Below are 21413 nucleotides of genomic sequence, written 5' to 3'. Positions count from 1 at the left end.
GTCTCATCGCCTTCTCATCGAACCCTTGCGACCTTGCTTCGCATGCACCTTTCCGTGATCGTGGCCGTCGCGGTGCTCGCGTCCGCCTGTACCGCCGTCGCCAAGCCCACGGCCGCGCCCGGTTTCGTCAGGGTCGACCAGGTCGGCTACGCGCCCGGCGAGAGCAAACATGCCTACCTGATGAGCTCCCGCGACATCGGCGACGTCCGCTTCCAGGTCGTCGACGGCTCCGGCCGCACCGTGTTCAGCGGCATCGCCGGTCCGAGCAGGGGAGCGTGGAACACCGAGTTCCGCTCGGTGCGGGTGCTGGACTTCTCCGCCGTGAAGGCCGCCGGTAGCTACCGGATCAAGACGGCAGGCGCCCCGCCGTCCCCGGTGTTCACCGTGGACAACGCGCTCTTCGGCCCGCTCGTCACGTCGAACACCCGGTTCTTCCGGACGCAACGCGACCGCGCGCATCCCGAAGAGCGCACGGCCACGGTGTACAAGACGCCCCGCTACGACGAAGCGGGCACCGAGCTGCTCGACGAGCGGCTGGTGCCCGATGGCGGCCCGGTGAACGTGTCCGGTGGCTGGTTCGACGCGGGCGACTTCCTCAAGTTCACCCACACGGCGGCCTACTCGGTCTCGGCTTTGCTGCTGGCCCAACGGGAGTCGCGCGGCGGGCCCGAACTGGCGGCCGAGACCGCGTACGGGATGGACTGGCTCGACCGGATGTGGGACGACCAGTCGCGCACGCTCTACGCGCAGGTCGGCATCGGCGCCGGCAACGAGTCCGTGCGCTCGGACCACGACGTCTGGCGGCTCCCCGAACAGGACGACATCGTCCGGCCGGTCTTCCGTGCCGCCGACCCGGGCGCGCCGATCAGCCCGAACCTGGCAGGCAAGGTGACGGCCGCCTTCGCGCTCGCCGCGCAGCTGGACACCGGCGATTCCGCCCGCCGCAAGCTGGACAAGGCCGCCAAGCTGTACGAGCAGGCCGATCGCTCACCCCGCGAGCTGGTCACGGCCTTCCCGCCCGCGTTCTATCCCGAGAATTCCTGGCAGGACGACATGGAGTTCGCGGCGGCGGAACTCGCCTTGGCAGGCAAGGCACTCGGCGACCCGCGCACCGACGGCTGGATCGCCGACGCGGCGCGCTGGGCGTCCTTGTATATGGAGTCCGACACCAAGGGCACGCTCGGCGTCGGTGACGTCAGCGCACTCGCCCACGCGGACCTGAACCGCCTCAAACCGGAAGTGAGCCTGGTCCGCGACCTCGTCCGCCAGCTCGGCGAAGGCCAGGCCCGCGCCGGAAAGGACCCGTTCCAGGCGGGCGCGAGCTACACGGAGTTCGACTCGGTGCCGCACACCTTCGGCCTCGCCACGACCGCGCGCCTCTATCAGCGCGCCACCGGCTCGGACGCCTACAGTGCTTTCGCCACCCGGCAACGGAACTGGGTGCTCGGCGCCAACGCGTGGGGTTCCTCGTTCGTCATCGGCGCCGGAAAGGTCTTCCCGAAATGCCCGGAACACCAGTACGCCAACCTGACCGGCCAGGTGCTCACCGGCGCCGCGGTGAACGGCCCGAACGCGGCGGAGAAGTTCGCCGAACTCAACCGTTTCCCGACGATGCGCCCCTGCGCGGTCCCGGATTTCACCCGCTTCGACGGCCAGGGCGCGCGCTATCTCGACGACGTCGGCGCCTGGCAGAGCGTGGAGCCCGCCGACGACTTCACCGCCACCGCGCTGCTGTACTTCGCGGTGGCGTGAGCCGCACGGGAACTAGGCGGTCTTGAGCTTCCGTGCCAGCCGCTCGGCCCTGGGCCAGCGCACATCGGTGGCCCACCCGAGCTTCTCGAAGACCCAGATCACCCGGGCCGAGATGTCCACCTGGCCCCGGCGCACGCCGTGCCTGGCACCGGTGGGATCGGCGTGGTGGGAGTTGTGCCATGACTCGCCCATCGAAGCCAGTGCCAGCGGCCAGAAGTTCGCCGACTTGTCCCGTGCCTCGAACGGGCGGTCGCCGATCATGTGGCACAGCGAGTTGACCGACCAGGTGACGTGGTGCAGCAGCGCGACGCGGACCAGCCCTGCCCAGAAGAACGCGGTCAGCGCGCCCCACCACGACATCGTGATCAGGCCGCCGAGCAGTGCGGGGGCGAGCAGGGTCACCACGGTCAGCGCCGGGAACCAGCCGTCGATCTTGACGATGTCGCGATCGGCCAGCAGGTCGGGGGCGAAGCGGTGGGCGTTCGTCTTCCGCTTGTCGAACATCCAGCCCATGTGCGCGTGCCAGAAACCCTTGGCCAGCGCCGCGGGTGAGGTGCCGAACAACCAGGGGGAGTGCGGGTCGCCGTCACGGTCGGAGAAGGCGTGGTGGCGGCGGTGGTCGGCGACCCAGCCGATGACCGGGCCCTGCATGGCCATGCTGCCCGTGACCGCGAGCGCGATTCGCAGGCCGCGGCTGGCCTTGAACGAGCCGTGGGTGAAGTAGCGGTGGAAGCCGACGGTCACGCCGAGCCCGGTGAGGAAGTAGAACCCCAGCGCCAGGCCGAGATCCGTCCAGCCGAGGCCCCATCCCCACGCGAAGGGCACCGCGGCGGCCAGTGCCAGCAGTGGCACGACGGCGAACAGCTTGACGAGGAAGTTTTCGGTGCCGGATTTCTCGCCGGCGAGCATCGGCTGTGTGCCGGTTCTGGGAGGTGCTGCGACTGAGGGCAAAGTGAATTCTCTCTTGCGGGGTGCGGTGAAAAGGAGGGGGCGTCCGCGCTCAGTCCGGGCGGGCACGCGACGTGGACACTGCACAGCCCTGAACGTCGACTACTCCCTACAACGGGCCAGACCTCGCAAAAGTTCCCCGTGACGCCCACGGTCCCCTGCGGACACCGCGAGTCGCATTCGGGTGAAGTCTCCCGGAATCGTTGTGCGGGACGTGAATCGCCGCCCAGGCGCCTTCACGTTTTTGATCTTGAATTCTCACGTTTTGTGCCCTATGACACCGTCAGGCTCAGCCCTTCGTGTGAATGACGATTTCCGAAGATTCGGCGACCGTCACCGCGTGTTATAAATCCACGAGGGGGATCTCACCGACTTACCTAGCTGGGGGATGGATATGGAGAACATGCGCGACCTGGTCGAAGCGACGATCACCTTCGGGTTCCGTACCTTCGGCGCCAGGCCACGACCGGTCCAGGCCGACCTGCGCTACGACCCCGCCGATCCGTACGCGGTCTTCATCGGCTTCCACACCGGGCGCGGCACCGTGCAGTGGATGTTCGGGCGCGACCTGCTCGCCGACGGCCTGCTCGCGCCCGCCGGCGAGGGCGACGTGATCGTCCGGCCCGCGACGCACCCCGCGCTCGTGCTGGTCGAGCTGAACACCCCCGGCGGCTCGGCGGTGCTCGAGGCGCCCGCCGATCAGCTGGCGGCGTTCGTCAACCGCACGTACGAGGTGGTCGCGCCCGGCGAGGAGCAGACCTGTTTCGACTTCGACCTCGAGATGAGCAAGCTCGTCTGAGAATCCATTGTGGATTCTTGAGTGACCGGCGTCACGGCTGACCGACTGGCGCGTCCCAGTGCCATGAAAGAATCGGCCGCCACTCTCGAACCCGTGGAATGGGTCTCCAGTCACCTGGAGGCGCACGGTCAGCTGCTGGTGCACGGCGCCAGCCTCGAAGAGATCGTGACCAGGGCGACGGCCGCGATCCACGGCCGCCAGCCCGGTGTGGTGCGGATCAGGGTGATCCATCCCGGCTGGTGGTGCACCACCCCGTGCCGATGCCGCCCCGCGCTCGCCAGCTCCAATCACCCGGCTTGGCACTATCAGCCTGCCCGATCGGGTGACGAAGGCGCTTGGTATGGCGCCGAAGTCCGCTTCCGCTACGCCTCCTGAGTCACGCGGGCGACAATCCCGGCCAGACCGGGCATATTTCCCGGGTCACCGGGACGGCTCCTGCCACACGATGACGGCATGCTGAAGACTCTTTTGCCGATCGCGGCGCTTCTACTGGCCCTGCCGGGCACGGCGGCCGCCGAGAGCCGCCCCGATGGCGCCGAACTCCTCTTCCGCCCAGTCGCTCCGGCCAGCGCGCAGAACGCGGCCTTCTCGCCCGATGGCAAGACGGTGTTGTTCACCCAGTTCCCGCGTGGCTACAACGACGGCGCCGCCGGCCTTCACACCCTCACCGCCGGCCAGGCCACGAAGCTCTTCCAGAAGGGCGACCAGAGCGCGGTCAACCTGCCGGGCTCCGCCTGGAACGGCCCGGCGAACCTCATCACGTTCTCCTACGACGAGACCGATCTCGACGAGATCTGGGTGATGGCGCCGGGCGGCGCACCACGTCAGGTGACCTCTCACCAAGGCCCGCGCGGCTTCACCGAGCCGAGCTTCTCGCCTGACGGAGCCTGGATCGTCTTCCAAGAGAACCTGGACCAGAGTGGCTCCGGCGCGCTCGGCAGCATCTGGAAGGTGCGCGCCAACGGCAAAGACCTCACCCGCCTCGTCGACGGTCCGTCCGGCCACACCGACAACCGCGAGCCCAACTGGTCGCCGCGCGGCGACAAGATCGTGTTCCAGTCGCGGAAAGAGAACACCGACAAGTGGAGCCTCAAGACCGTCACGCCCGCCGGTGCGGTCGCGGACCTGACCCAGCCGATCGGTGAAGACACCGACGCCAGCTGGTCGCCGGACGGCACCCGCGTGGTGTTCTCGTCGGACCGTGCGGGCACCGCGCGCTCACAGATCTTCGTCATCGGCGAGGGCGGTGGCCAGGCGACCCGCGTCACCAACGCGGGCACTTGGTACAACGGCGCGCCGAGCTGGTCGCCGGACGGCCGGTGGATCGCCTTCGAGTCGACCAAGGAGCCAGGCGAATCGGCCACCTCGCTGTGGCGTATCGCCGCCCCGCGCTAGGCGGGGTAGAGCTGGGCGGCCTGGATGACGCGCTGCTTGCGGTTGGGGTTGGCCCACAGGAGCTTCAGATAGGCCTCGCCGGTGCCCTCGGTGTAGTCGACCCTGATCGAGTACTTCTTCCCCGCCTGCAGTGAGACCGCGGCCTTGTTCACCGCCGGGCCGTGCGGGGTGGCGTTGTCGATGACGAGCTTGCCGTCGACCCACACCCGCACGGTCTCGTCGGAGACGGTCAGGAAGGTGTGCTCCCCGGTGAACTGCGGCTGCACGAAGCCGGTGTAGCGGGCGGAGAAACCGTCGGCGGGGATGGACGGCGCCGGTGAACCCTTGGTGCGCCAGGCGAAGTTCAGCGTCGGCTCGACCCTGGTCACCGCGGGCGCCCCGCTGAAGGTCGCGTTCTTCCAGTACTGGGCCTTCAACCCCGTGCCGGAGCCGGGCACCGCGGCGGGGGTGGTGATGGTCAGCTCGATGACCGTCGCGATCGGGCCGGTCGCCGGGCCCGCAGGGGTGAGGTCGAACCCGTCACCCGCCGCGGCCCAGCCGACGGGCTGGTCGCTGCCCAGAACCCGTGCGGCTGTGATGCCGAATTTGTCCAGAGTGGACAGATGCAGCCTGCCGTCCGCCGGCCAGTCGTAGACCGGCAGGTACAGCTTGTCACCCTTACGGCTCACCGCGCCCCACGCGGGATCGGCCACCAGCCCGGTGTAGGTGGCGCCGTACACCGCTTGGGAATTCTCAGCGGTGCGGAGCCACTGGCCGACACCGCGCAGGCTGTCCTGCGCGGCCTTCGGGATGACGCCGGTGTCGTCGGGGCCGACGTTGAGCAGGAAACCGCCGTCCCGTCCGACGATGTCGAGCAGATACCGCGTCAGCACGGTCGAGGACTTGAAGTTCGTGTCGTAGCGTGCCCAGCCCCAGCGGTCGCTGGCGGTGACGCAGGATTCCCATGGCACGCCCGCGATCGGCGCGGCCGGGATGTTGGCCTGGCGCTCGGGGGTCTCGTAGTCGCCGTCGACGATGCCCCTGCTCTTGGTGACCCGGTCGTTGATGATCAGGTTCGGGTTCAGGCCGTGCAGGTAGGACTGCAGTTCTTCGCCGTCGGCGAAGGACCACCACGGCTGGCCCTGGCCGTCGAACCACATGAGGTCGGGGTGGTAGCCGGTCATCAGCTCCTTGAGCTGCGCGTGCATGTCCTTCTTATAGGCGGCGTAGTTGTCCGCGGTGCCGGTGGTGTGCCAGTCGTTGATCGAGTAGTACAGCCCGAACTTGAGCCCGGCCGCGTCCGCCGCCCGCTTGAGTTCGGCGAGGATGTCGCGGCCCGGGTCGAAGGCGGAGGTGTCGCGCAGGTTCCACTTGTTGACCTTGGTGGGCCACATCGCGTAGCCGTCGTGGTGCTTCGACGTGACCACCAGATACTTCTGCCCGGCGTCCTTGGCCAGCTTGACGATGGCGTCCGCGTCGAACTTCGCCGGGTTGAACTTCTTCGCCGCGGCTTCGTACTCCGGCCACGGGATGTCACACCGCAGCCGGATCCATTCGGCGTCCCGGCAGACCGTGCCGTCCTGGCGCCGGTATTCGCCGCCCCAGCCCGAGTAGTCGCCGAAGTGGATGAACATGCCGAACTTCGCGTCGCGCCACCAGGCCGTGCGTGCCGAGGTGAACGCGTCGTCGACGGCGTAGTTCGTGCCGGGCCCCGGTGCCGCCACCGGCACCGAAGAGAGAAGTGCCGAGATGACAGCGATCACGATGGTCCGCAGCATGCTGCCACGGTAAGCAGCAGACATCGGATGTAAACACCTCCGAAAGACGGAAAACTCCAGAAAATGCCCGCCCGATGTCCTGATAGATGGGATGTCTGCCGAGGCGATGCTCCACAGTGGACACTCGTGCCTCGGTGACCGGAACGCGAACCGGTGGTTGCCCCGCGAGGGCGGTAACCCCTTGGATGGGCGGGTGAACTTCGCCATCGGTGTCTTCGACCTGTTTACCTACACCATCCCCGGCGCGCTGTACCTCGCCCTGTTCGGCTACGTCGGCGCCAGGTTCGACTGGATCGACCCGGCGGCGGCCGGGCGGACACCCGTTGTGCTGCTGGTGATCGCGCTCGTCCTGGTCACCCATCTGCTGGGCTACCTGGGTTATCCACTGGGCGCCGCGATCAACCGCCTGGTCACCCGCCGCCGCGACCGCCGCCCCCGCCAGGAGTTCCTCCGCCGGAACCCCGAAGCCCGCGACCGCGCCTACGTCGAGGCCGACCCGCACCTGCTGCTCTCGATGATCCAGCTGCACGACAAGGACGTCGCGGTCGAGGTGAGCAGGCTGCGTGCCTCCGGCCTGATGCTCCGCAACTCCGCGCCCCCGTTGCTGCTGGGCGCGATCGTCGCGTTCGTCGAGATCTTCACCGGCTCGAAACCGGCGCTGGCCGTGGTTTCGCTGCTGCTGCTCGCTGTGGGATCGGTCTCACTCGTCGCGCAGGGCCGGAAGATGGGGCACTGGGCGAGCATCAAGACTCTCGAGCTGTGCTTCTGGATCCCCGACATCGACGAGCGGCTGGCGCGGGCCGACGAGGACTCGTGAGGTCTTGCTCGTGGCCGCGCTCACACCGGGGCTGATCCCGGTTTGGTGAGGGCCTCCCTTACCAAGCGGGACTTGGTGAGGGCCTCCCTCACTCACGCCAGGCCGCGGATGCGGCGGGCGAGTGGTGACTCTGCTGCATCCAACGCGGCAGAGTCACCACTCGCCCAACGCTGATCGCGCCAGAACGAGGGGATCCCCTGCTCCGCTCAACGCAGCAGGGGATCCTCTCGCCCGAGAGCCGGGCCCGCCAAGCACGCGAAGACTAGAGACGTTCCTGGAGCGCGTCGGCGGCGGCGAGCAGGTCCGCCGCCCAGCGGGCACCCGGTTTCCGGCCGATCCGTTCGATGGGGCCGGAAACCGAGACCGCCGCCACGACGGTGCCCGAGGAATCCCTTACCGGCGCTGAGACCGACGCCACACCCGGCTCGCGCTCGGCGACGCTCTGCGCCCAGCCGCGGCGCCGGACCTCGAGCAGGGTGCGCTCGCCGTAGACGGCGTCGTTGAGGATTGTTCGCTGTGTGTGCGGATCCGACCACGCGGCGAGCACCTTCGCGCCGGAGCCGGCCGTCATCGGCAGCCGTGAGCCGATCGGGACGGTGTCGCGAAGACCACTCGGCGGCTCCGCCGTCGAGACGCAGACGCGCTGCACGCCGTCGCGGCGGTACAGCTGCACGCTTTCGCCCGTGATGTCCCGGAGTTTGGGCAGCACCGAGCCGGCCGCGTCGAGCAGCGGATCGGTCGATCCGCCCGCCAGCTCGGAAAGCGCGGTGCCGGGCCGCCATCTCCCGTCGGGTCCCCGGCGCAGTAATCGATGCACCTCCAGGCCCACCGCGAGCCGGTGCGCCGTCGCACGGGGCAGGCCCGTCCGCGTGCACAGTTCGGCCAGGCCGCACGGATCCTCAGCCACTGCCTGGAGAACGGCCACTGCCTTGTCCAGGACTCCGATACCGCTATGCTGTCCCACGACGCGATACTATCTTCCCGAAGTTTGGGAAGTCCAGATGCTGGGAAAAACGGACTCCCGCGCGGCTGACGCCCGAAAGCAAGCCCCCTGAGTTCCACCCGGCCCACCCTCATTGGGAGGAGCCCTGATGACCGAGTCCACCACCACACAGGGCCGCACGTTGGCGGAAAAAGTGTGGGATTCGCACCTCGTGCGCAAAGGCGAAGGTGCCGAACCGGACCTGATCTACATCGATCTGCACCTGCTGCACGAAGTCACCAGCCCGCAGGCGTTCGACGGCCTGCGTCTCGCCGGGCGGAAGCTGCGGCGGCCGGATCTCACGATCGCCACCGAGGACCACAACGTCCCGACGATCGACATCGAACTTCCCATCGCCGACCCGGTTTCGCGTACCCAGGTCGACACCCTTCGCCGCAACTGCAAGGAGTTCGGCGTCCGGCTGCACCCGATGGGCGACCTCGAGCAGGGCATCGTGCACGTCATCGGCCCGCAGCTCGGCCTGACCCAGCCGGGGATGACCGTGGTGTGCGGTGACTCTCACACCTCCACGCACGGCGCGTTCGGCGCGATGGCCTTCGGCATCGGCACCTCGGAGGTCGAGCATGTGATGGCCACCCAGACGCTGCCGCTCCGTCCATTCAAGACGATGGCGATCAACGTCGGCGGGCGGCTGCGGCCCGGCGTGACGGCGAAGGACATCATCCTCGCGGTCATCGCCAAGATCGGCACCGGCGGCGGGCAGGGCTACGTGCTGGAGTACCGCGGCGAGGCCATCGAGAACCTGTCGATGGAAGCGCGGATGACCGTCTGCAACATGTCGATCGAGGCGGGCGCGCGCGCCGGGCTGATCGCGCCGGACGACGTTACCTTCGAGTACCTCAAGGATCGCCCGCACGCGCCGAAGGGCACCGATTGGGACGCGGCGGTCGAGAACTGGCGTCAGCTGCGGACCGACGACGACGCCGTCTTCGACGCCCAGGTCGATCTCGACGCGAGCGAGCTGACCCCGTTCGTCACCTGGGGAACCAACCCTGGCCAGGGACTTCCGCTCTCGGCCAGCGTCCCCGACCCCGAGCGGATCGTCGACGAGAACGAGCGGATCGCCGCCGAGAAGGCCCTGTCCTATATGGACCTGAAGGCGGGCACGCCGCTGCGTGAGATCGCCGTGGACACGGTCTTCCTCGGCTCCTGCACCAACGGCCGGATCGAGGACCTGCGTGCCGCCGCGAGCGTCCTGCAGGGCCACAAGGTGGCCGACTCGGTCCGGATGCTGGTCGTCCCCGGCTCGATGCGGGTGCGCCAGGCCGCGGAAGCCGAGGGGCTCAACAAGGTCTTCACCGACGCGGGCGCCGAGTGGCGCCAGGCGGGCTGCTCGATGTGCCTCGGGATGAACCCCGATCAGCTCAAGCCCGGCGAGCGCAGCGCCTCGACCTCCAACCGCAACTTCGAGGGCAGGCAGGGCAAGGGCGGGCGGACGCACCTCGTCTCGCCGCTCGTAGCGGCCGCGACGGCCATCCGGGGCACCCTGTCCTCGCCCGAAGACCTCTGAGAAAGGCACCGATCCATGGAACCGTTCACCACCCACACGGGCGTCGGTGTCCCGCTGCGCCGGTCCAACGTGGACACTGACCAGATCATCCCCGCCGTCTACCTCAAGCGGGTCAGCCGCACGGGTTTCGAGGACGGCCTGTTCGCCGCTTGGCGCTCTGACGAGGACTTCATCCTCAACCACGAGCCCTTCAAGTCCGGCAGCGTGCTGGTCGCCGGACCGGACTTCGGCACCGGATCCTCGCGTGAGCACGCCGTCTGGGCGCTCATGAACTACGGCTTCCGGGTCGTGATCTCCTCACGGTTCGCCGACATCTTCCGTGGGAACTCGGGCAAGCAGGGCCTGCTGGCCGCCGAAGTGGCGCAGCAGGACGTCGAGCTGCTGTGGAAGATCCTCGAGAACGACCCCGGCACGGAGGTCACCGTGGACCTCCAGACGAAGACCGTGCGGGCCAAGGACTTCACCGCGCCCCTCCAGATCGACGACTACACCCGCTGGCGGCTCCTCGAAGGGCTCGACGACATCGCCCTGACACTCCGACACGCCGCGGAGATCGACAAGTTTGAGGCCGCTCGGCCCTCCTGGAAGCCTCTGACCACGGCAATCGAGGCCTGACGGGGCAGGGATTCCCTGCTCAGCAAGGGAATCCCGCCCCCTCTCCAGACCCCTTTGGAACCCCCGAAAACCCGCCAAACGGCACTCCCGAGGCCCCCGCGAGGGTCCCTCAAGAGGCGGAACCCACCCCAAATAAGGGAAAATTTCCGCGTGCCGTTTGGAATTTGTGCTGCATTGGTAATACCGTGTGCGCTAAGTCGGCCATCGGGGCCGTGAGAAGTAGTTCCGCTTGGAGGACTGGAATGGCCAACAAGGCCCAGCTGATCGAGGCGCTTTCGGAGCGTCTGGGCGACAAGAAGGTTGCTTCTGAGGCTGTCGACGGTCTTGTCGACATCATCATCCGCACGGTCAACAAGGGCGAGAAGGTGAACATCACCGGCTTCGGTGTGTTCGAGAAGCGCGCCCGCGCTGCCCGTACCGCCCGGAACCCGCGTACCGGTGAGACCGTCCGCGTGAAGAAGACCAACGTGCCCGCCTTCCGCGCTGGCACGACCTTCAAGGACGTGGTGAGCGGCACCAAGAAGCTGCCGAAGGCCACTGTCGTCAAGCGCGCCACCGCGTCCACCACGACGCGCGCCGCCGCCACCACGCGGACCACCGCTGCCAAGGCGACCGCCAGCCGCCCGACCGCGACCCGCAGCACCACCACCCGCACCACCCGCGCAGCGGCGGCCGCCCCCAAGGCAGCCACCACGCGTACCCGCGCCACCGCCACGAAGACGGCTGCCGCGAAGCCCGCTGCCAAGGCGACCGCTGCCAAGGCCGCACCGAAGGCCGCCGCGAAGCCGGCCGCCAAGGCCGCCGCCGCGAAGAAGCCGGCCGCCACCAAGGCCGCTCCCAAGGCGACCGCTGCCAGGAAGGCTCCGGCGAAGAAGACCACCGCCGCGGCCAAGAAGAAGTAACGACAAAGAAGTAAGGCTCTGCAACTAATCAGGGCGAACTTCTTCGGTAGGGCCCCACGCCATGTGGGGCCCTACCGTTCGTTTCGGGGCCCCCGACCCGACTATGGTGGAGCAGATCCATAGTGAGGGGAGGAGCGAGCACCATCGACATCCGGCTTCTAGGCCCGTTCACCGTGAGCGTCGGCGGCAGGTCACTCCCGCTCACGAGCAGCCGCCAGCGTGCGCTGCTGGGCACGCTGGCACTTTCCGCGGGCCGCCTGGTTTCGATCGACGCGCTCGCGCGGGCGGTCTGGGGTGAGGAGCCCCCCGAACGGATTCGCGGCAGCCTGCAGACCTATGTGATGCGGCTGCGCAAGCATCTGGGCGACGAGGCCGTCGTCACCGAGCAGGACGGCTACCGGCTCGACATCGATCCGTCCGTCGTGGACGCGCTGCGCTTCCTCCGCCTGCTGGACTCCGCCGCCGAACAGGGCGACACGGTCAAGGAACGCGAGCTGCTCGGCGAGGCGCTTCAGCTGTGGGCGGGCAGTCCCTTGGAGGGCGTCGGATCCGCGGTGATCGTCGAGGACTGGGCGCCGCTGCTCACTGAGCGGTACCTGTTCGCGGTCGAACGCCGGATCGACCTCGACGCCGACGTGGCGCCGGATTCCGACCTCGCGGCCGAGCTGACCGATCTGGTCGCGCAGCATCCGCTGCGGGAGTCCTTGTGGGAACGGCTGGTCCGGGTGCTCGCCCGCTCCGGCCGCCGCGCCGAGGCGCTGGCCCGGTACGCCAAGCTGCGCGAGCTGCTCGCCGACGAACTCGGCGTGGAGCCGGGTGCGCGCCTGCGCCGCCTGCACGCCGAACTGCTCAACGCCGACTCCGAACCCGCGCCGGCGCCCCAGGTCGCCGAGGTGCCGAGGCAGCTTCCCTTCGACGTCGCGAGTTTCACCGGCCGCGACGCCGAACTCGCCCAGCTCGACCGGTTCCTGGCCGACCGGCAGGGCCGCTCGACCGCGATCGCGGTGATCGAGGGGACCGCCGGGGTCGGCAAGACCTCGCTCGCCGTGCACTGGGCGCACCTGGTGCGCGACCAGTTCCCGGACGGGCAGCTGTTCCTTGACCTGCGCGGGCATTCCGCGGCGACCCCGATGACCCCGGACGCCGCGCTCGCCAGGATCCTGCGCGCGGTCGGCGTGGCCGCCGAGACCATTCCCTCCACAGTGGAGGAACGCTCGGCGATGCTGCGCAGCAGGCTGGCCGAAGCCAGGATGCTGATGCTGCTGGACAACGCCCACGACGCCAACCAGGTTCGCCCGCTGCTGCCCGGATCCGGCAACCTGGTGGTCGTGACCAGCCGGAACCAGTTGCGGGGCCTGGTCGCGCGTGAGGGCGCGCACCGACTGCCGCTGCGGTCCTTCGACACCGCCGACGCGACCGCGCTGCTCGCCGGCAGCGTCGGATACGAGCGCCTGCAGGCCGAGCCGGACGCCGTCGCGGAGCTCGCGGAACTGTGCGGGCGCCTGCCGCTCGCGCTCGCGCTGGCCGGCGAGCGGGCGTCCCGGTTCTCGGAGCTGTCGATCGCCGGGATCGTCGACGAGCTCAGGGATCAGCGGGTCCGGCTCGACACCCTGCGCGACCCGCAGGACGCGGGCACCGACCTGCGTGCGGCCTTCTCATGGTCCTACAACGCTTTGCGCCCGGCGGCCGCGCGGATGTTCCGGCTGCTGGGGCTGCATCCCGCGATGGACATCGGCTTGCCCGCCGCGGCGGTGCTGGGCGGCACTTCCGTGCGCGAGGCGCGGGAGCTGCTCGACCAGCTCGCGTCGGCGCATCTGATCAACCAGCCGCGCACCGATCGCTACCAGTTCCACGACCTGCTCCGGGTCTACGCCGCGGAACTGTCCGAGCAGGAGGACGACGCGACCGAGTCCGAGGTCGCGATGCGGCGGCTGCTCGACTGGTACCTGTGCGCGCTCGCCGAGGCGAACCAGCTCGTGCGCCCCGATCTGGTCGCCGACGGCGTCGTGCTGCCGGTGTCGACCGGGCCGAAGATGAGTTTCTCCGATCATGCCGAAACCATCGACTGGTACGTGACCGAACGGCCGACGCTGGTCGCGCTGGTTTCCGAGGCCGCGCAACGCGGCTGGTCGGCGTCGGCGTGGAAGCTCGCCTGGCTGCTGCGCGGGCTTTTCGCCGAGCGTCATGACATCGATGACTGGATCGTCTCGGCGGAGGTGGCTGTCCGGTCCGTCCGCGAGGCGGGAGACCTGCTGGGGCTGCAGTACGCCGCCAACAACCTCGGCTCCGCGTATCTGCGTGCCGCACGGACAGACACCGCGCTGGAAGCGCTGGAGGAGGGCAGGAAGGCGGCGGCCGACAGCGGCGGAAGCGTGGTCACCGCGGCGATACTGAGCAACCTCGCCGGTGCCTACTACCAGCGCAAGGAATACGAGAAGGCTTACCGGTACGGCACCGAGTCGGTGCTGATCGCACGGGAACGCGGGCAGAAGACCTACGTCGCGCACGCGCTGCTCAACATCAGCGCCAACTGCATCGGGCTGGAAAGGTTCGAAGAGGCGGCCGAACACGCGCGCGGCGCTTTCGAGGCCTTCGATTCGCTCAGCGACCGCTATCACGCGGCGCTTTCGCTCGGAAATGTCGGCGAGGCATTGGCGGGCGCGGGCAAAAACGACGAAGCCATTGAGACATGTGTGCGTGCGCTGTCACTCCTGCGGGAGCTCGACGGTGGTGGCGGTGGCGCCGACTACGGCACGATCGACATTCTCATCACGCTCGGCCGGGTGCTGGTCCAGACCGGTGAGCTCACCGAAGGCGCGGAGAAATGGGCCGAGGCGCTGGCGGTGTGCCAGCGCCTCGGCGACCCCCGGACAGAAGACCTTTTGTCGCTGCTGGCCTCGTTGCCACCAGCTGTCTGATCGCGGAGGGAGATGCGCCGCACCCCTAGACCGGCGCATCTCACCTCTACGCGTTGACCGGTCTAGTACAGCAGCGATCGCTGTCAGTGCGCTGTCAGCGGCCTGACACTTGAGCTGGTTTTAAGGTTCTTGAGCCCGACTTAAGGTTTTCCGGCCCCTGAAGGGTCCGGAGTCGGCAGCGGACTGGGGAAATAGTCGGCGGAAACGAGCTTAGGGCCACTGTTGCCCGACGGCGCGCTGAACGACAGGATCCACAGCGAGCCCTTTTTGCTCGGCACGACACCGCCGCGCGCCGCTGCCAGTTCGACGCCATCCCGGTCGGCGAGCGCGCCGACCACGTCCGGGATCACGCCGCCCTGGCTCGACACCAGCGGTGTTCCGCCGTCGCCCGCGATCGCGAGCAGCCGTGCGACGCCGAGCACGGGATCGGGCCAGTACCCCTCTTCCGAGAGCAGCGCCTCGTGCCGGATGTCGAGTGCGAGGTCTTCGGCCACACCCTGGACAGTTTGCACACAGCGCAGCCTCGGCGCGGCCAGCACGCGGTCGACGCCGAACAGCGGCGCCAGCCTGCGCAGCCCCTCGGCCTGCCGGAACCCGACTTCGGCCAGCGGGCGCAGGTCGTCGTCGCCGAGCCATTCGCTGCGCTTGCCCGCTTTCGCGTGCCGCACGAGCAGCATCGTGGTCAGCCGGGCGGGCGCCGAAGCGAAAGCCTTGAGGATGTCGATGTCGGCGGGCCGGGTGAGGATGTCCTCCGCGTCGGCCAGGCTCAGCCAGCGCAGCTCGTCGACCTCTTCGTTGGGCTCGAACCCGCCTTCGACGGCTTCGGCCGCGAAGTAGTCGACCGCCTTCGGGACGGGCTTGCCCTTGACGAGCACCGGGTAGCGGATCTGCCCGAGATACCGGCCGAGCACCGCGCGGAACCCGGTCTCCTCGTCGATCTCACGGACCGCGGCTTCCGCGATCGTCTCGCCGGAATCGAGCTTGCCCTTCGGCAGCGACCAATCGTCATAGCGGGGCCGGTGCACGACGGCGAGTGACAGCTCACCGCCGGTGTCGCGCCACAGCACGGCACCGGCGGCTCGGATCAAGGAGCTCATCCAGCCGCACCGTGCTTCTTCGCGAGTTCCGTCTGGTGGTCACGCACCTGCGCGACGTCGGTCGGGAACGGGGTCCACTCGCCGGTCGCGCCGAGCACCCAGCAGCGGGTCGACGGCGCGAGCGCGGACTCGAACATGTCGTCCAGCTGCCCGGTGAGCTTGGGATCCTTCACTCGCACCAGCGCTTCGATCCGGCGGTCGAGGTTGCGGTGCATCATGTCCGCGCTGCCGATCCAGTGCGTGCCACCGGCCCGGAAGTGGAACACCCGCGAGTGCTCGAGGAAGCGGCCGAGGATCGAGCGCACCCTGATGTTCTCGCTGAGCCCTTCGACACCCGGCTTCAGCGCGCAGATCCCGCGCACCACCACGTCGACGGGCACGCCGGCCTGCGAAGCGTGGTACAGCGCGTCGATCACCTGCTCGTCGACGAGCGAGTTGCACTTGAGCCGGATACCGGCCTGCTGCCCGGCGCGGGCGAGCTCGATCTCCTCGCCGATGCTGCGGACGATGCCGCGGCGGATGCCGTGCGGTGAGGTGAGGATGTTGCGGTAGGTGTCCTGGCGCGAGTACCCGGTGAGCACGTTGAACAGGTCGGTCAGGTCGGCGCCGATGGTCGGGTCCGCGGTCAGCAGGCCGAGGTCCTCGTACAGGCGCGCGGTCTTCGGGTTGTAGTTGCCGGTGCCGATGTGGCAGTAGCGGCGCAGGGTCGAGCCCTCCTGGCGGATGACCATCGACACCTTGCAGTGCGTCTTCAGCCCGACGAGCCCGTAGACCACGTGCACGCCGGCGCGTTCCAGCGTGCGCGCCCAGGTGATGTTGGCCTGCTCGTCGAAGCGGGCCTTGATCTCGACCAGCGCCACGACCTGCTTGCCCGCCTCGGCGGCGTCGATCAGCGCGTCGACGATCGGGGAGTCACCCGAGGTCCGGTAGAGCGTCTGCTTGATCGCGAGGACCTTGGGGTCGGCAGCGGCCTGCTCGATGAACCGCTGCACGCTGGTGGAGAACGAGTCGTACGGGTGATGCACCAGCACGTCGCCCTCGCGCAGCGTGGCGAAGACGCTCTTCGGCGTCTCGCGCTCGCCGAACGCCGGATGCGTCGCGGGCACGAACGGCGGGTCCTTGAGCTCCTTGCGGTCCACTCCGGACAGCTGGAACAGGCAGGTCAGGTCGATCAGGCCGGGCACTTCGACCACGTCGCGCGGGTCGACCTCCAGCTCGCGCAGCAACAGCTCGAGCATGTGCTCGCTCATGTCCGACGCGACCTCGAGGCGGACCGGCGGGCCGAACCGGCGCTGCGCCAGCTCGCGTTCGAGCGCCTGCAGCAGGTCCTCGTCGCGGTCTTCCTCGACCTCGAAGTCGGCGTTGCGGGTGACCCGGAACACGTGGTGCTCGGTCACCTCCATGCCGGTGAACAGCTCGCCGAGGTGCGCGGCGATCAGCTCTTCGAGCGGGAGGAAGGTGGCCGTGCGGTTCTCGCGCTGCTGCTCGATGCGGACCAGGCGGGGCACGTTGTTCGGCACCTTGACGCGGGCGAACCGCTCGGTGCCGCCCTCGGGGTCGCGCACGGTGACCGCGAGGTTGAGCGACAGGCCGGAGATATAGGGGAACGGGTGCGCCGGGTCGACCGCCAGCGGGGTGAGCACCGGGAAGATCTGCTCGCTGAACAGGTTCGACAGCCGGAGCTGGTCCGCACCGTCCAAATCGGACCAGCCGACGATGCGGATGTCCTGTTCCGCCAGCTGGGGGCGCAGATGCCGCTCGAAGGCGCCGGTCTGCCGCTCCACCAGGTCCTGGTTGCGCTTGGCGATGTAGGCCAGCTGCTCGCGCGGGGTGAGCCCGTCCGCGCTGCGCACCGAAAGGCCGGTTTCGTCACGGCGTTTCAGCCCGGCCACCCGCACCATGTAGAACTCGTCCAAATTGGACGCGAAGATCGCGAGGAACTTGGCACGCTCGAGCAGCGCCTGTGACTCGTCCTCGGCCAGCGCCAGCACGCGCGCGTTGAAGTCCTGCCACGAGAGTTCCCGGTTGAAGTACCGGTCATCGGGCAACGTCTCGACGGTCGAGCCCGCGGTCGGCGTCACCGCGGGGGGAGCCGACGGAACCGCGTGGAACTGCTGCGGCCTGCTGGCCGCGCCACCGCGGGTCGCGCGGGGTTTCGCCGTCGGCTGGCGCTTGGTCGTGGCGGGCTTAGCCGCGGGTGCTTTGGCCTTACGGCGGGTCACCGGTGTCGATCCGTCGTCGTTGCTCACGAGGCCCATTGTTCACCACTTCGCGCCCGGATGTGCATACCGTGTTCGACGGTCGGGTGAACTCCTGAATCAGGCAGGCCACAACGGCGAACAGTGCCTGTCCAAGATCGCTTTCGTGTGTTCCCCGACACCCAGTGCGCGTGCTTCGCGAAGATCGTCCGCGGTGTCCACGTCACTGCGCAACGACAGGCCCGCGTCGAGCACGAGCGCCCCCGAATTCGCGTGCCTGCCTGCGGATCCGACGCCGAACCTCGGGTCGAGCGGCAGGCCGGGAGCCGACAGGAGGAATGTCGTCCCGGTGCCTTGGCGGTCGGGGGAGAAGGCACGCCTGCCGCCGGCTCGCGCGAGCGCGGCGCCGAGATCGACCGCGCGCAATGCGGGCAGGTCCGCTTGAAGTGCGCCGACAATCACACCCGGATCGTCGGCTCGCAGCACTGATTCACCGAATTGATAAGCGGCGTTGAGTCCGCCGGGTCCCGGTTCCGCGACAATTTCGACACTGAGTGATTTGACCGATTCGATCGCTTCCGGGTCCGCCGCGACGACCAGCACCCGCCGGACACCCGGCGCCGCGGTGGCCGCCGTGAGCGTGTCGAGTGCCAGCGCCAGCACGAGTTCCGCGTGATGGGCGTCGTCACCTGGCGACGTCAGCGCGCCGCGCAGCCGCGACTTGCCGTCGCGGGGCGGTTTCAACGGGACGACCAGGTCCACCGTGGGTGCCACCCCACCATCTTTACCGAAGTCGGGACGCGTGGTGCAGGATCCTCACGAGTGCTCGCACACGAATCTACGAGGAGGAGCCTTGGCTCGGCGTGAGAAGGGCGGCTTCTGGGTGGGCCTGGCCGCCGCACTGTTCTATCCGGCGACCGCGTTGGTGGCGAAGCGGGTCTACGTCGACGCGGCGAAGATCCCGCGCGAGGGACCCGCGCTGCTGGTGATGAACCACGTCTCGCACCTCGACCCGGTCGTCGACGCCGTGTTCGTGCACCGGTGCAAGCGGGTGCCGCGGTTCCTGGGCAAGGAAAGCCTCACCCGGATGCCGATCTTCGGCAAGATCTTCACGGGCTCGGGGCAGATTCCCGTCTCCCGTGGTTCGGCGGCGGCCGGTGACAGCCTCAAGGCCGCCCACCAGGCACTGCGCGACGGCAAACTGGTGGTGGTCTACCCGGAGGGCACGATCACCAAGCGCGAGGACGGCTGGCTCGACAAGCCGTTCACCGGCGCGGCCAGGATGGCGCTGGAGACCGACATCCCGGTCATCCCGGTCGCGCGGTGGGGCACCAACCACGTGTTCAACGGGTACACGAAGAAGTTCACGCCGTTCCCCCGCAAGACCATCACGCACCTGGTCGGCGACCCGATCGACCTCTCGGCCTACCGCGGCGCCGGGCGCACCCGCAGCGCGACGCTGTTGCGTGAGGTCACCGCCGTGATCATGGACGACATCACCAAGCTCCTGGCGGAGATCCGCCAGGAGGAGCCGCCCGCCAAGGACAAGGACGAGGACTGAGATGTTCGCCAAGGACTTGCAGCGGATCACCGTGCTCGGGGCCGGTTCGTGGGGCACGACCTTCGCGAAGGTCCTCGGCGACGCCGGCCGCGACGTCACCATCTGGGCGCGCCGGGAGTCGGTCGCCGAGGAGATCGCGGGCGCGCACACGAACAGCTCGTACCTGCCGGACGTGAAGCTGCCGGAGCGGATCACCGCGACCGCGGACCCGGCGGCGGCGCTGGACGGCGCGCAGGCCGTGGTGCTGGCGGTCCCGTCGCAGACCCTGCGCGCGAACCTGTCGGCGTGGAAGGGCCTGCTCTCGCCGGATTCCGTGCTGGTGAGCCTCGCCAAGGGCGTCGAACTCGGCACGCTGAAGCGGATGAGCCAGGTCATCGCGGAGATCGCCGAGGTCGCCGACGAGGAGATCGTGGTGGTCTCCGGCCCGAACCTGGCCCGCGAGATCGCGCAGGGCCAGCCGTCGGCCGCGGTGGTCGCGTGCAGTGATCACGAACGCGCGGTCGCGGTGCAGCGCGCTTCGTTCAACTCGTACTTCCGGCCGTACACCAACACCGACGTCATCGGCTGCGAGCTGGGCGGCGCCTGCAAGAACGTCATCGCATTGAGCTGCGGGATGGCGGCCGGACTCGGCCTCGGCACCAACACGATGGCCACGCTGATCACCCGGGGTCTCGCGGAAATGGCCCGCCTCGGCACGAAGCTCGGCGCGGACCCGCTGACTTTCGCCGGGCTCGCCGGTGTCGGCGACCTGGTGGCGACCTGCTCGTCACCGCTTTCACGCAACCGGACCTTCGGTGAGCACCTCGGCCGCGGCGAGACCGTCGAACAGGCCCAGCTCGCCGGTGGCGGCCAGGTCGCGGAGGGGGTGAAGTCGTGCACCTCGATCCGCGAGCTGGCGATGAGCCTCGGCGTCGACATGCCGATCACCGACGCCATGCACCGGGTGTGCCACGAGGGCGTCGACCCCCGCAAGGCGGGCGCCGAGCTGCTCGGCCGTTCCCAGAAGCACGAGTGGTCGTAGTTTTCTTCGAAAGAGCCCAGGTTCTCCCAAACTGCGAGATGGGTTGACCGAGAGTAGCCGGGGCTGGTTCCATGGATGACATGTTCGCGACACGAATGACCGAGAGGCGCGGTGCCCAGCACCTTCGCCCGGTTTCGTGTGCGCTGTGTCGTTGTTGTCGGTGAACCCAGCCCCGGCCCTGTTCGACACCCTTCGCTTGTTGAGGACTCCGTCATGTTCGCCGTACCCGACAACACCCTGCTTGTTTCCGAAAACCCCGCACTGCGTCACCCGGTCCGCGTCGCGCTCGAGTACGCGGCCGACCGCGACCGCTGGCGCCACCTGCTCCGCTATGACCCTGACCAGCGCTTTTCCGTGCTCGTCTCAGCCGACGAGCGCGAAGAGATCTGGCTCATGTCCTGGCTCCCGGGCCAGCACACCGACCTGCACGACCACGCCTTCAGCTCCGGCGCGTTCACGGTGGTCAGCGGTGCAGTGACGGAAACCGTCGCCCGCCGCGCCCCCGACGGCCGCGCGATCACCGAGGCCCACAAGCTCGCCGCGGGCCAGTCCCGCGTCTTCGGCCCCGGCTACGTGCACCGCGTGCTCAACGAGAGCCCCGACCCCGCGGTCACCCTCCACGTCTACCGCGACGGCGGCCGCGAAATGCGCCCGTTCCACCTCGACCCCGTCGCAGGCCCCGTCCAGCTCTAAGGCCTCGTGAGCGTTGCCGACGTTTCGCGAAGATCAACTTTCCGGATGACACGGGGGGTCGCGCCCGACCGAATGTCCACAAAGGACGTAAGGCGCTACCTTTTGTCCCGCTTTGTCGTTTTTACCCGAGCTTGGGCGGGCTTCTGGACGGAACGAACGGGGCTTATGTGTCGCTCAGCGTTGCAAACGTGGCGTTTGTGCGTTCGACCGGCCCGCGGGGCATCCGGGGACAGAGGCTTGACCCTCGCTCTCGGTCCGACGGCAACTCGGCCAGGCTCCCGAATTACGCCGATATGTCCGATTGCCTGGGTGCGTGAACGTTGTGAACGCCCCGTTCACAACGCTGACCGTTGCGAGCCGGGGGGGAGCAACCTGGGGTGGCGGGTAATAGGCGCCCGCCCCGACGTATTTGCTGGGGAGGGTTGGG

18 protein-coding genes are annotated in these 21413 nt (G+C 68.7%); 12 read left to right on the top strand and 6 right to left on the bottom strand.

The window, feature by feature from the left end; genetic code table 11:
• Positions 1 to 42 precede the first annotated feature (42 nt).
• A complete protein-coding gene (locus ACFV15_RS30230) occupies positions 43 to 1752 on the top strand; it encodes a glycoside hydrolase family 9 protein (protein WP_378354453.1) in 1710 nt (569 codons plus the stop codon).
• Between the two features lie 12 nt (positions 1753 to 1764).
• On the opposite strand, the gene ACFV15_RS30225 is transcribed toward ACFV15_RS30230, so the two are convergent.
• The gene (locus ACFV15_RS30225; RefSeq protein ID WP_378354452.1) at positions 1765 to 2661 is read right to left on the bottom strand and encodes an acyl-CoA desaturase; all 897 of its coding nucleotides are present in this window, start codon (positions 2659 to 2661) and stop codon (positions 1765 to 1767) included.
• Positions 2662 to 3094: 433 nt separating this feature from the next.
• Here ACFV15_RS30225 and ACFV15_RS30220 point away from each other — a divergent pair, with 433 nt between their 5' ends.
• The 3 genes from ACFV15_RS30220 (at position 3095) to ACFV15_RS30210 (ending at position 4894) form a co-directional block, all read left to right on the top strand.
• Complete coding sequence (locus tag ACFV15_RS30220) at positions 3095 to 3499, top strand: SsgA family sporulation/cell division regulator (RefSeq protein WP_378354451.1); 405 nt, start codon at positions 3095 to 3097, stop codon at positions 3497 to 3499.
• Between the two features lie 93 nt (positions 3500 to 3592).
• A complete protein-coding gene (locus ACFV15_RS30215; protein WP_378354449.1) occupies positions 3593 to 3874 on the top strand; it encodes a hypothetical protein in 282 nt (93 codons plus the stop codon).
• Between the two features lie 78 nt (positions 3875 to 3952).
• Positions 3953 to 4894 carry a hypothetical protein gene (locus ACFV15_RS30210; RefSeq protein WP_378354448.1) on the top strand — a complete coding sequence of 314 codons (942 nt, stop codon included), beginning with the start codon at positions 3953 to 3955 and terminating at the stop codon, positions 4892 to 4894.
• On the opposite strand, the gene ACFV15_RS30205 is transcribed toward ACFV15_RS30210, so the two are convergent.
• Positions 4891 to 6651 (bottom strand): alpha-L-fucosidase, encoded by a 1761-nt coding sequence (locus tag ACFV15_RS30205; RefSeq protein WP_378354446.1) that lies wholly within the window; start codon positions 6649 to 6651, stop codon positions 4891 to 4893. The two genes, ACFV15_RS30210 and ACFV15_RS30205, sit on opposite strands and share 4 nt — an antisense overlap.
• A gap of 193 nt (positions 6652 to 6844) precedes the next feature.
• On the opposite strand from ACFV15_RS30205, the gene ACFV15_RS30200 reads away from it, so the two are divergent.
• Positions 6845 to 7468, top strand: a complete 624-nt coding sequence (locus ACFV15_RS30200) for a hypothetical protein (RefSeq protein ID WP_378354445.1) — start codon at positions 6845 to 6847, stop codon at positions 7466 to 7468.
• Between the two features lie 262 nt (positions 7469 to 7730).
• Here ACFV15_RS30200 and ACFV15_RS30195 read toward each other — a convergent pair whose 3' ends face one another.
• On the bottom strand, positions 7731 to 8432 hold the full coding sequence (locus tag ACFV15_RS30195; protein ID WP_370943763.1) for an IclR family transcriptional regulator: 702 nt from the start codon (positions 8430 to 8432) through the stop codon (positions 7731 to 7733).
• Positions 8433 to 8559: 127 nt separating this feature from the next.
• Here ACFV15_RS30195 and leuC point away from each other — a divergent pair, with 127 nt between their 5' ends.
• From leuC to ACFV15_RS30175, 4 genes are all read left to right on the top strand, one after another.
• Positions 8560 to 9981: a 3-isopropylmalate dehydratase large subunit gene (gene leuC, locus ACFV15_RS30190; protein WP_378354443.1), complete on the top strand. Its 1422-nt coding sequence runs from the start codon at positions 8560 to 8562 to the stop codon at positions 9979 to 9981.
• A 15-nt stretch (positions 9982 to 9996) separates the two neighbouring features.
• Positions 9997 to 10596, top strand: coding sequence for a 3-isopropylmalate dehydratase small subunit (gene leuD, locus ACFV15_RS30185; protein ID WP_378354442.1), 600 nt, complete (start codon positions 9997 to 9999; stop codon positions 10594 to 10596).
• A 242-nt stretch (positions 10597 to 10838) separates the two neighbouring features.
• Complete coding sequence (locus ACFV15_RS30180; protein WP_378354440.1) at positions 10839 to 11498, top strand: HU family DNA-binding protein; 660 nt, start codon at positions 10839 to 10841, stop codon at positions 11496 to 11498.
• A 122-nt stretch (positions 11499 to 11620) separates the two neighbouring features.
• The gene (locus ACFV15_RS30175) at positions 11621 to 14416 is read left to right on the top strand and encodes a BTAD domain-containing putative transcriptional regulator (RefSeq protein ID WP_378354438.1); all 2796 of its coding nucleotides are present in this window, start codon (positions 11621 to 11623) and stop codon (positions 14414 to 14416) included.
• Positions 14417 to 14556: 140 nt separating this feature from the next.
• Here ACFV15_RS30175 and ACFV15_RS30170 read toward each other — a convergent pair whose 3' ends face one another.
• The 3 genes from ACFV15_RS30170 to cofC are packed head-to-tail and all read right to left on the bottom strand — an operon-like array spanning position 14557 to position 18485.
• Positions 14557 to 15513 (bottom strand): NUDIX domain-containing protein, encoded by a 957-nt coding sequence (locus tag ACFV15_RS30170; RefSeq protein WP_378354437.1) that lies wholly within the window; start codon positions 15511 to 15513, stop codon positions 14557 to 14559.
• Complete coding sequence (locus tag ACFV15_RS30165) at positions 15510 to 17771, bottom strand: RNA degradosome polyphosphate kinase (protein WP_378354435.1); 2262 nt, start codon at positions 17769 to 17771, stop codon at positions 15510 to 15512. The genes ACFV15_RS30170 and ACFV15_RS30165 overlap by 4 nt, the downstream gene beginning before the upstream one ends.
• 60 nt (positions 17772 to 17831) lie before the next feature.
• Complete coding sequence (gene cofC / locus ACFV15_RS30160; RefSeq protein WP_378354434.1) at positions 17832 to 18485, bottom strand: 2-phospho-L-lactate guanylyltransferase; 654 nt, start codon at positions 18483 to 18485, stop codon at positions 17832 to 17834.
• 79 nt (positions 18486 to 18564) lie between these two features.
• Between cofC and ACFV15_RS30155 the strand changes: the two genes are divergently transcribed.
• From ACFV15_RS30155 to ACFV15_RS30145, 3 genes are all read left to right on the top strand, one after another.
• Entirely contained in the window at positions 18565 to 19272 is a 708-nt protein-coding gene (locus ACFV15_RS30155) for a lysophospholipid acyltransferase family protein (protein ID WP_378354432.1), read from the top strand.
• A gap of 1 nt (position 19273) precedes the next feature.
• Positions 19274 to 20293, top strand: coding sequence for an NAD(P)H-dependent glycerol-3-phosphate dehydrogenase (locus tag ACFV15_RS30150; protein WP_378354430.1), 1020 nt, complete (start codon positions 19274 to 19276; stop codon positions 20291 to 20293).
• Positions 20294 to 20506: 213 nt separating this feature from the next.
• Positions 20507 to 20986, top strand: coding sequence for a cysteine dioxygenase (locus ACFV15_RS30145; protein WP_378354429.1), 480 nt, complete (start codon positions 20507 to 20509; stop codon positions 20984 to 20986).
• The last annotated feature ends 427 nt before the right edge of the window (positions 20987 to 21413 follow it).

It is taken from the genome of Amycolatopsis sp. NPDC059657, assembly GCF_042734395.1.
Lineage (GTDB): Bacteria > Actinomycetota > Actinomycetes > Mycobacteriales > Pseudonocardiaceae > Amycolatopsis.
This window is presented reverse-complemented; position numbering and strand designations above follow the sequence as displayed.

What these genes read in the sequence shown, in the direction of transcription:
- ACFV15_RS30230 (WP_378354453.1), top strand. Translation starts at nt 43, where the DNA reads ATGCACCTTTCCGTGATCGTGGCCGTCGCGGTGCTCGCGTCCGCCTGT.
- ACFV15_RS30225 (WP_378354452.1), bottom strand. Translation starts at nt 2,661, where the DNA reads ATGCTCGCCGGCGAGAAATCCGGCACCGAAAACTTCCTCGTCAAGCTG.
- ACFV15_RS30220 (WP_378354451.1), top strand. Translation starts at nt 3,095, where the DNA reads ATGGAGAACATGCGCGACCTGGTCGAAGCGACGATCACCTTCGGGTTC.
- ACFV15_RS30210 (WP_378354448.1), top strand. Translation starts at nt 3,953, where the DNA reads ATGCTGAAGACTCTTTTGCCGATCGCGGCGCTTCTACTGGCCCTGCCG.
- ACFV15_RS30205 (WP_378354446.1), bottom strand. Translation starts at nt 6,651, where the DNA reads ATGCTGCGGACCATCGTGATCGCTGTCATCTCGGCACTTCTCTCTTCG.
- leuC (WP_378354443.1), top strand. Translation starts at nt 8,560, where the DNA reads ATGACCGAGTCCACCACCACACAGGGCCGCACGTTGGCGGAAAAAGTG.
- leuD (WP_378354442.1), top strand. Translation starts at nt 9,997, where the DNA reads ATGGAACCGTTCACCACCCACACGGGCGTCGGTGTCCCGCTGCGCCGG.
- ACFV15_RS30180 (WP_378354440.1), top strand. Translation starts at nt 10,839, where the DNA reads ATGGCCAACAAGGCCCAGCTGATCGAGGCGCTTTCGGAGCGTCTGGGC.
- ACFV15_RS30170 (WP_378354437.1), bottom strand. Translation starts at nt 15,513, where the DNA reads ATGAGCTCCTTGATCCGAGCCGCCGGTGCCGTGCTGTGGCGCGACACC.
- ACFV15_RS30165 (WP_378354435.1), bottom strand. Translation starts at nt 17,771, where the DNA reads ATGGGCCTCGTGAGCAACGACGACGGATCGACACCGGTGACCCGCCGT.
- ACFV15_RS30150 (WP_378354430.1), top strand. Translation starts at nt 19,274, where the DNA reads ATGTTCGCCAAGGACTTGCAGCGGATCACCGTGCTCGGGGCCGGTTCG.
- ACFV15_RS30145 (WP_378354429.1), top strand. Translation starts at nt 20,507, where the DNA reads ATGTTCGCCGTACCCGACAACACCCTGCTTGTTTCCGAAAACCCCGCA.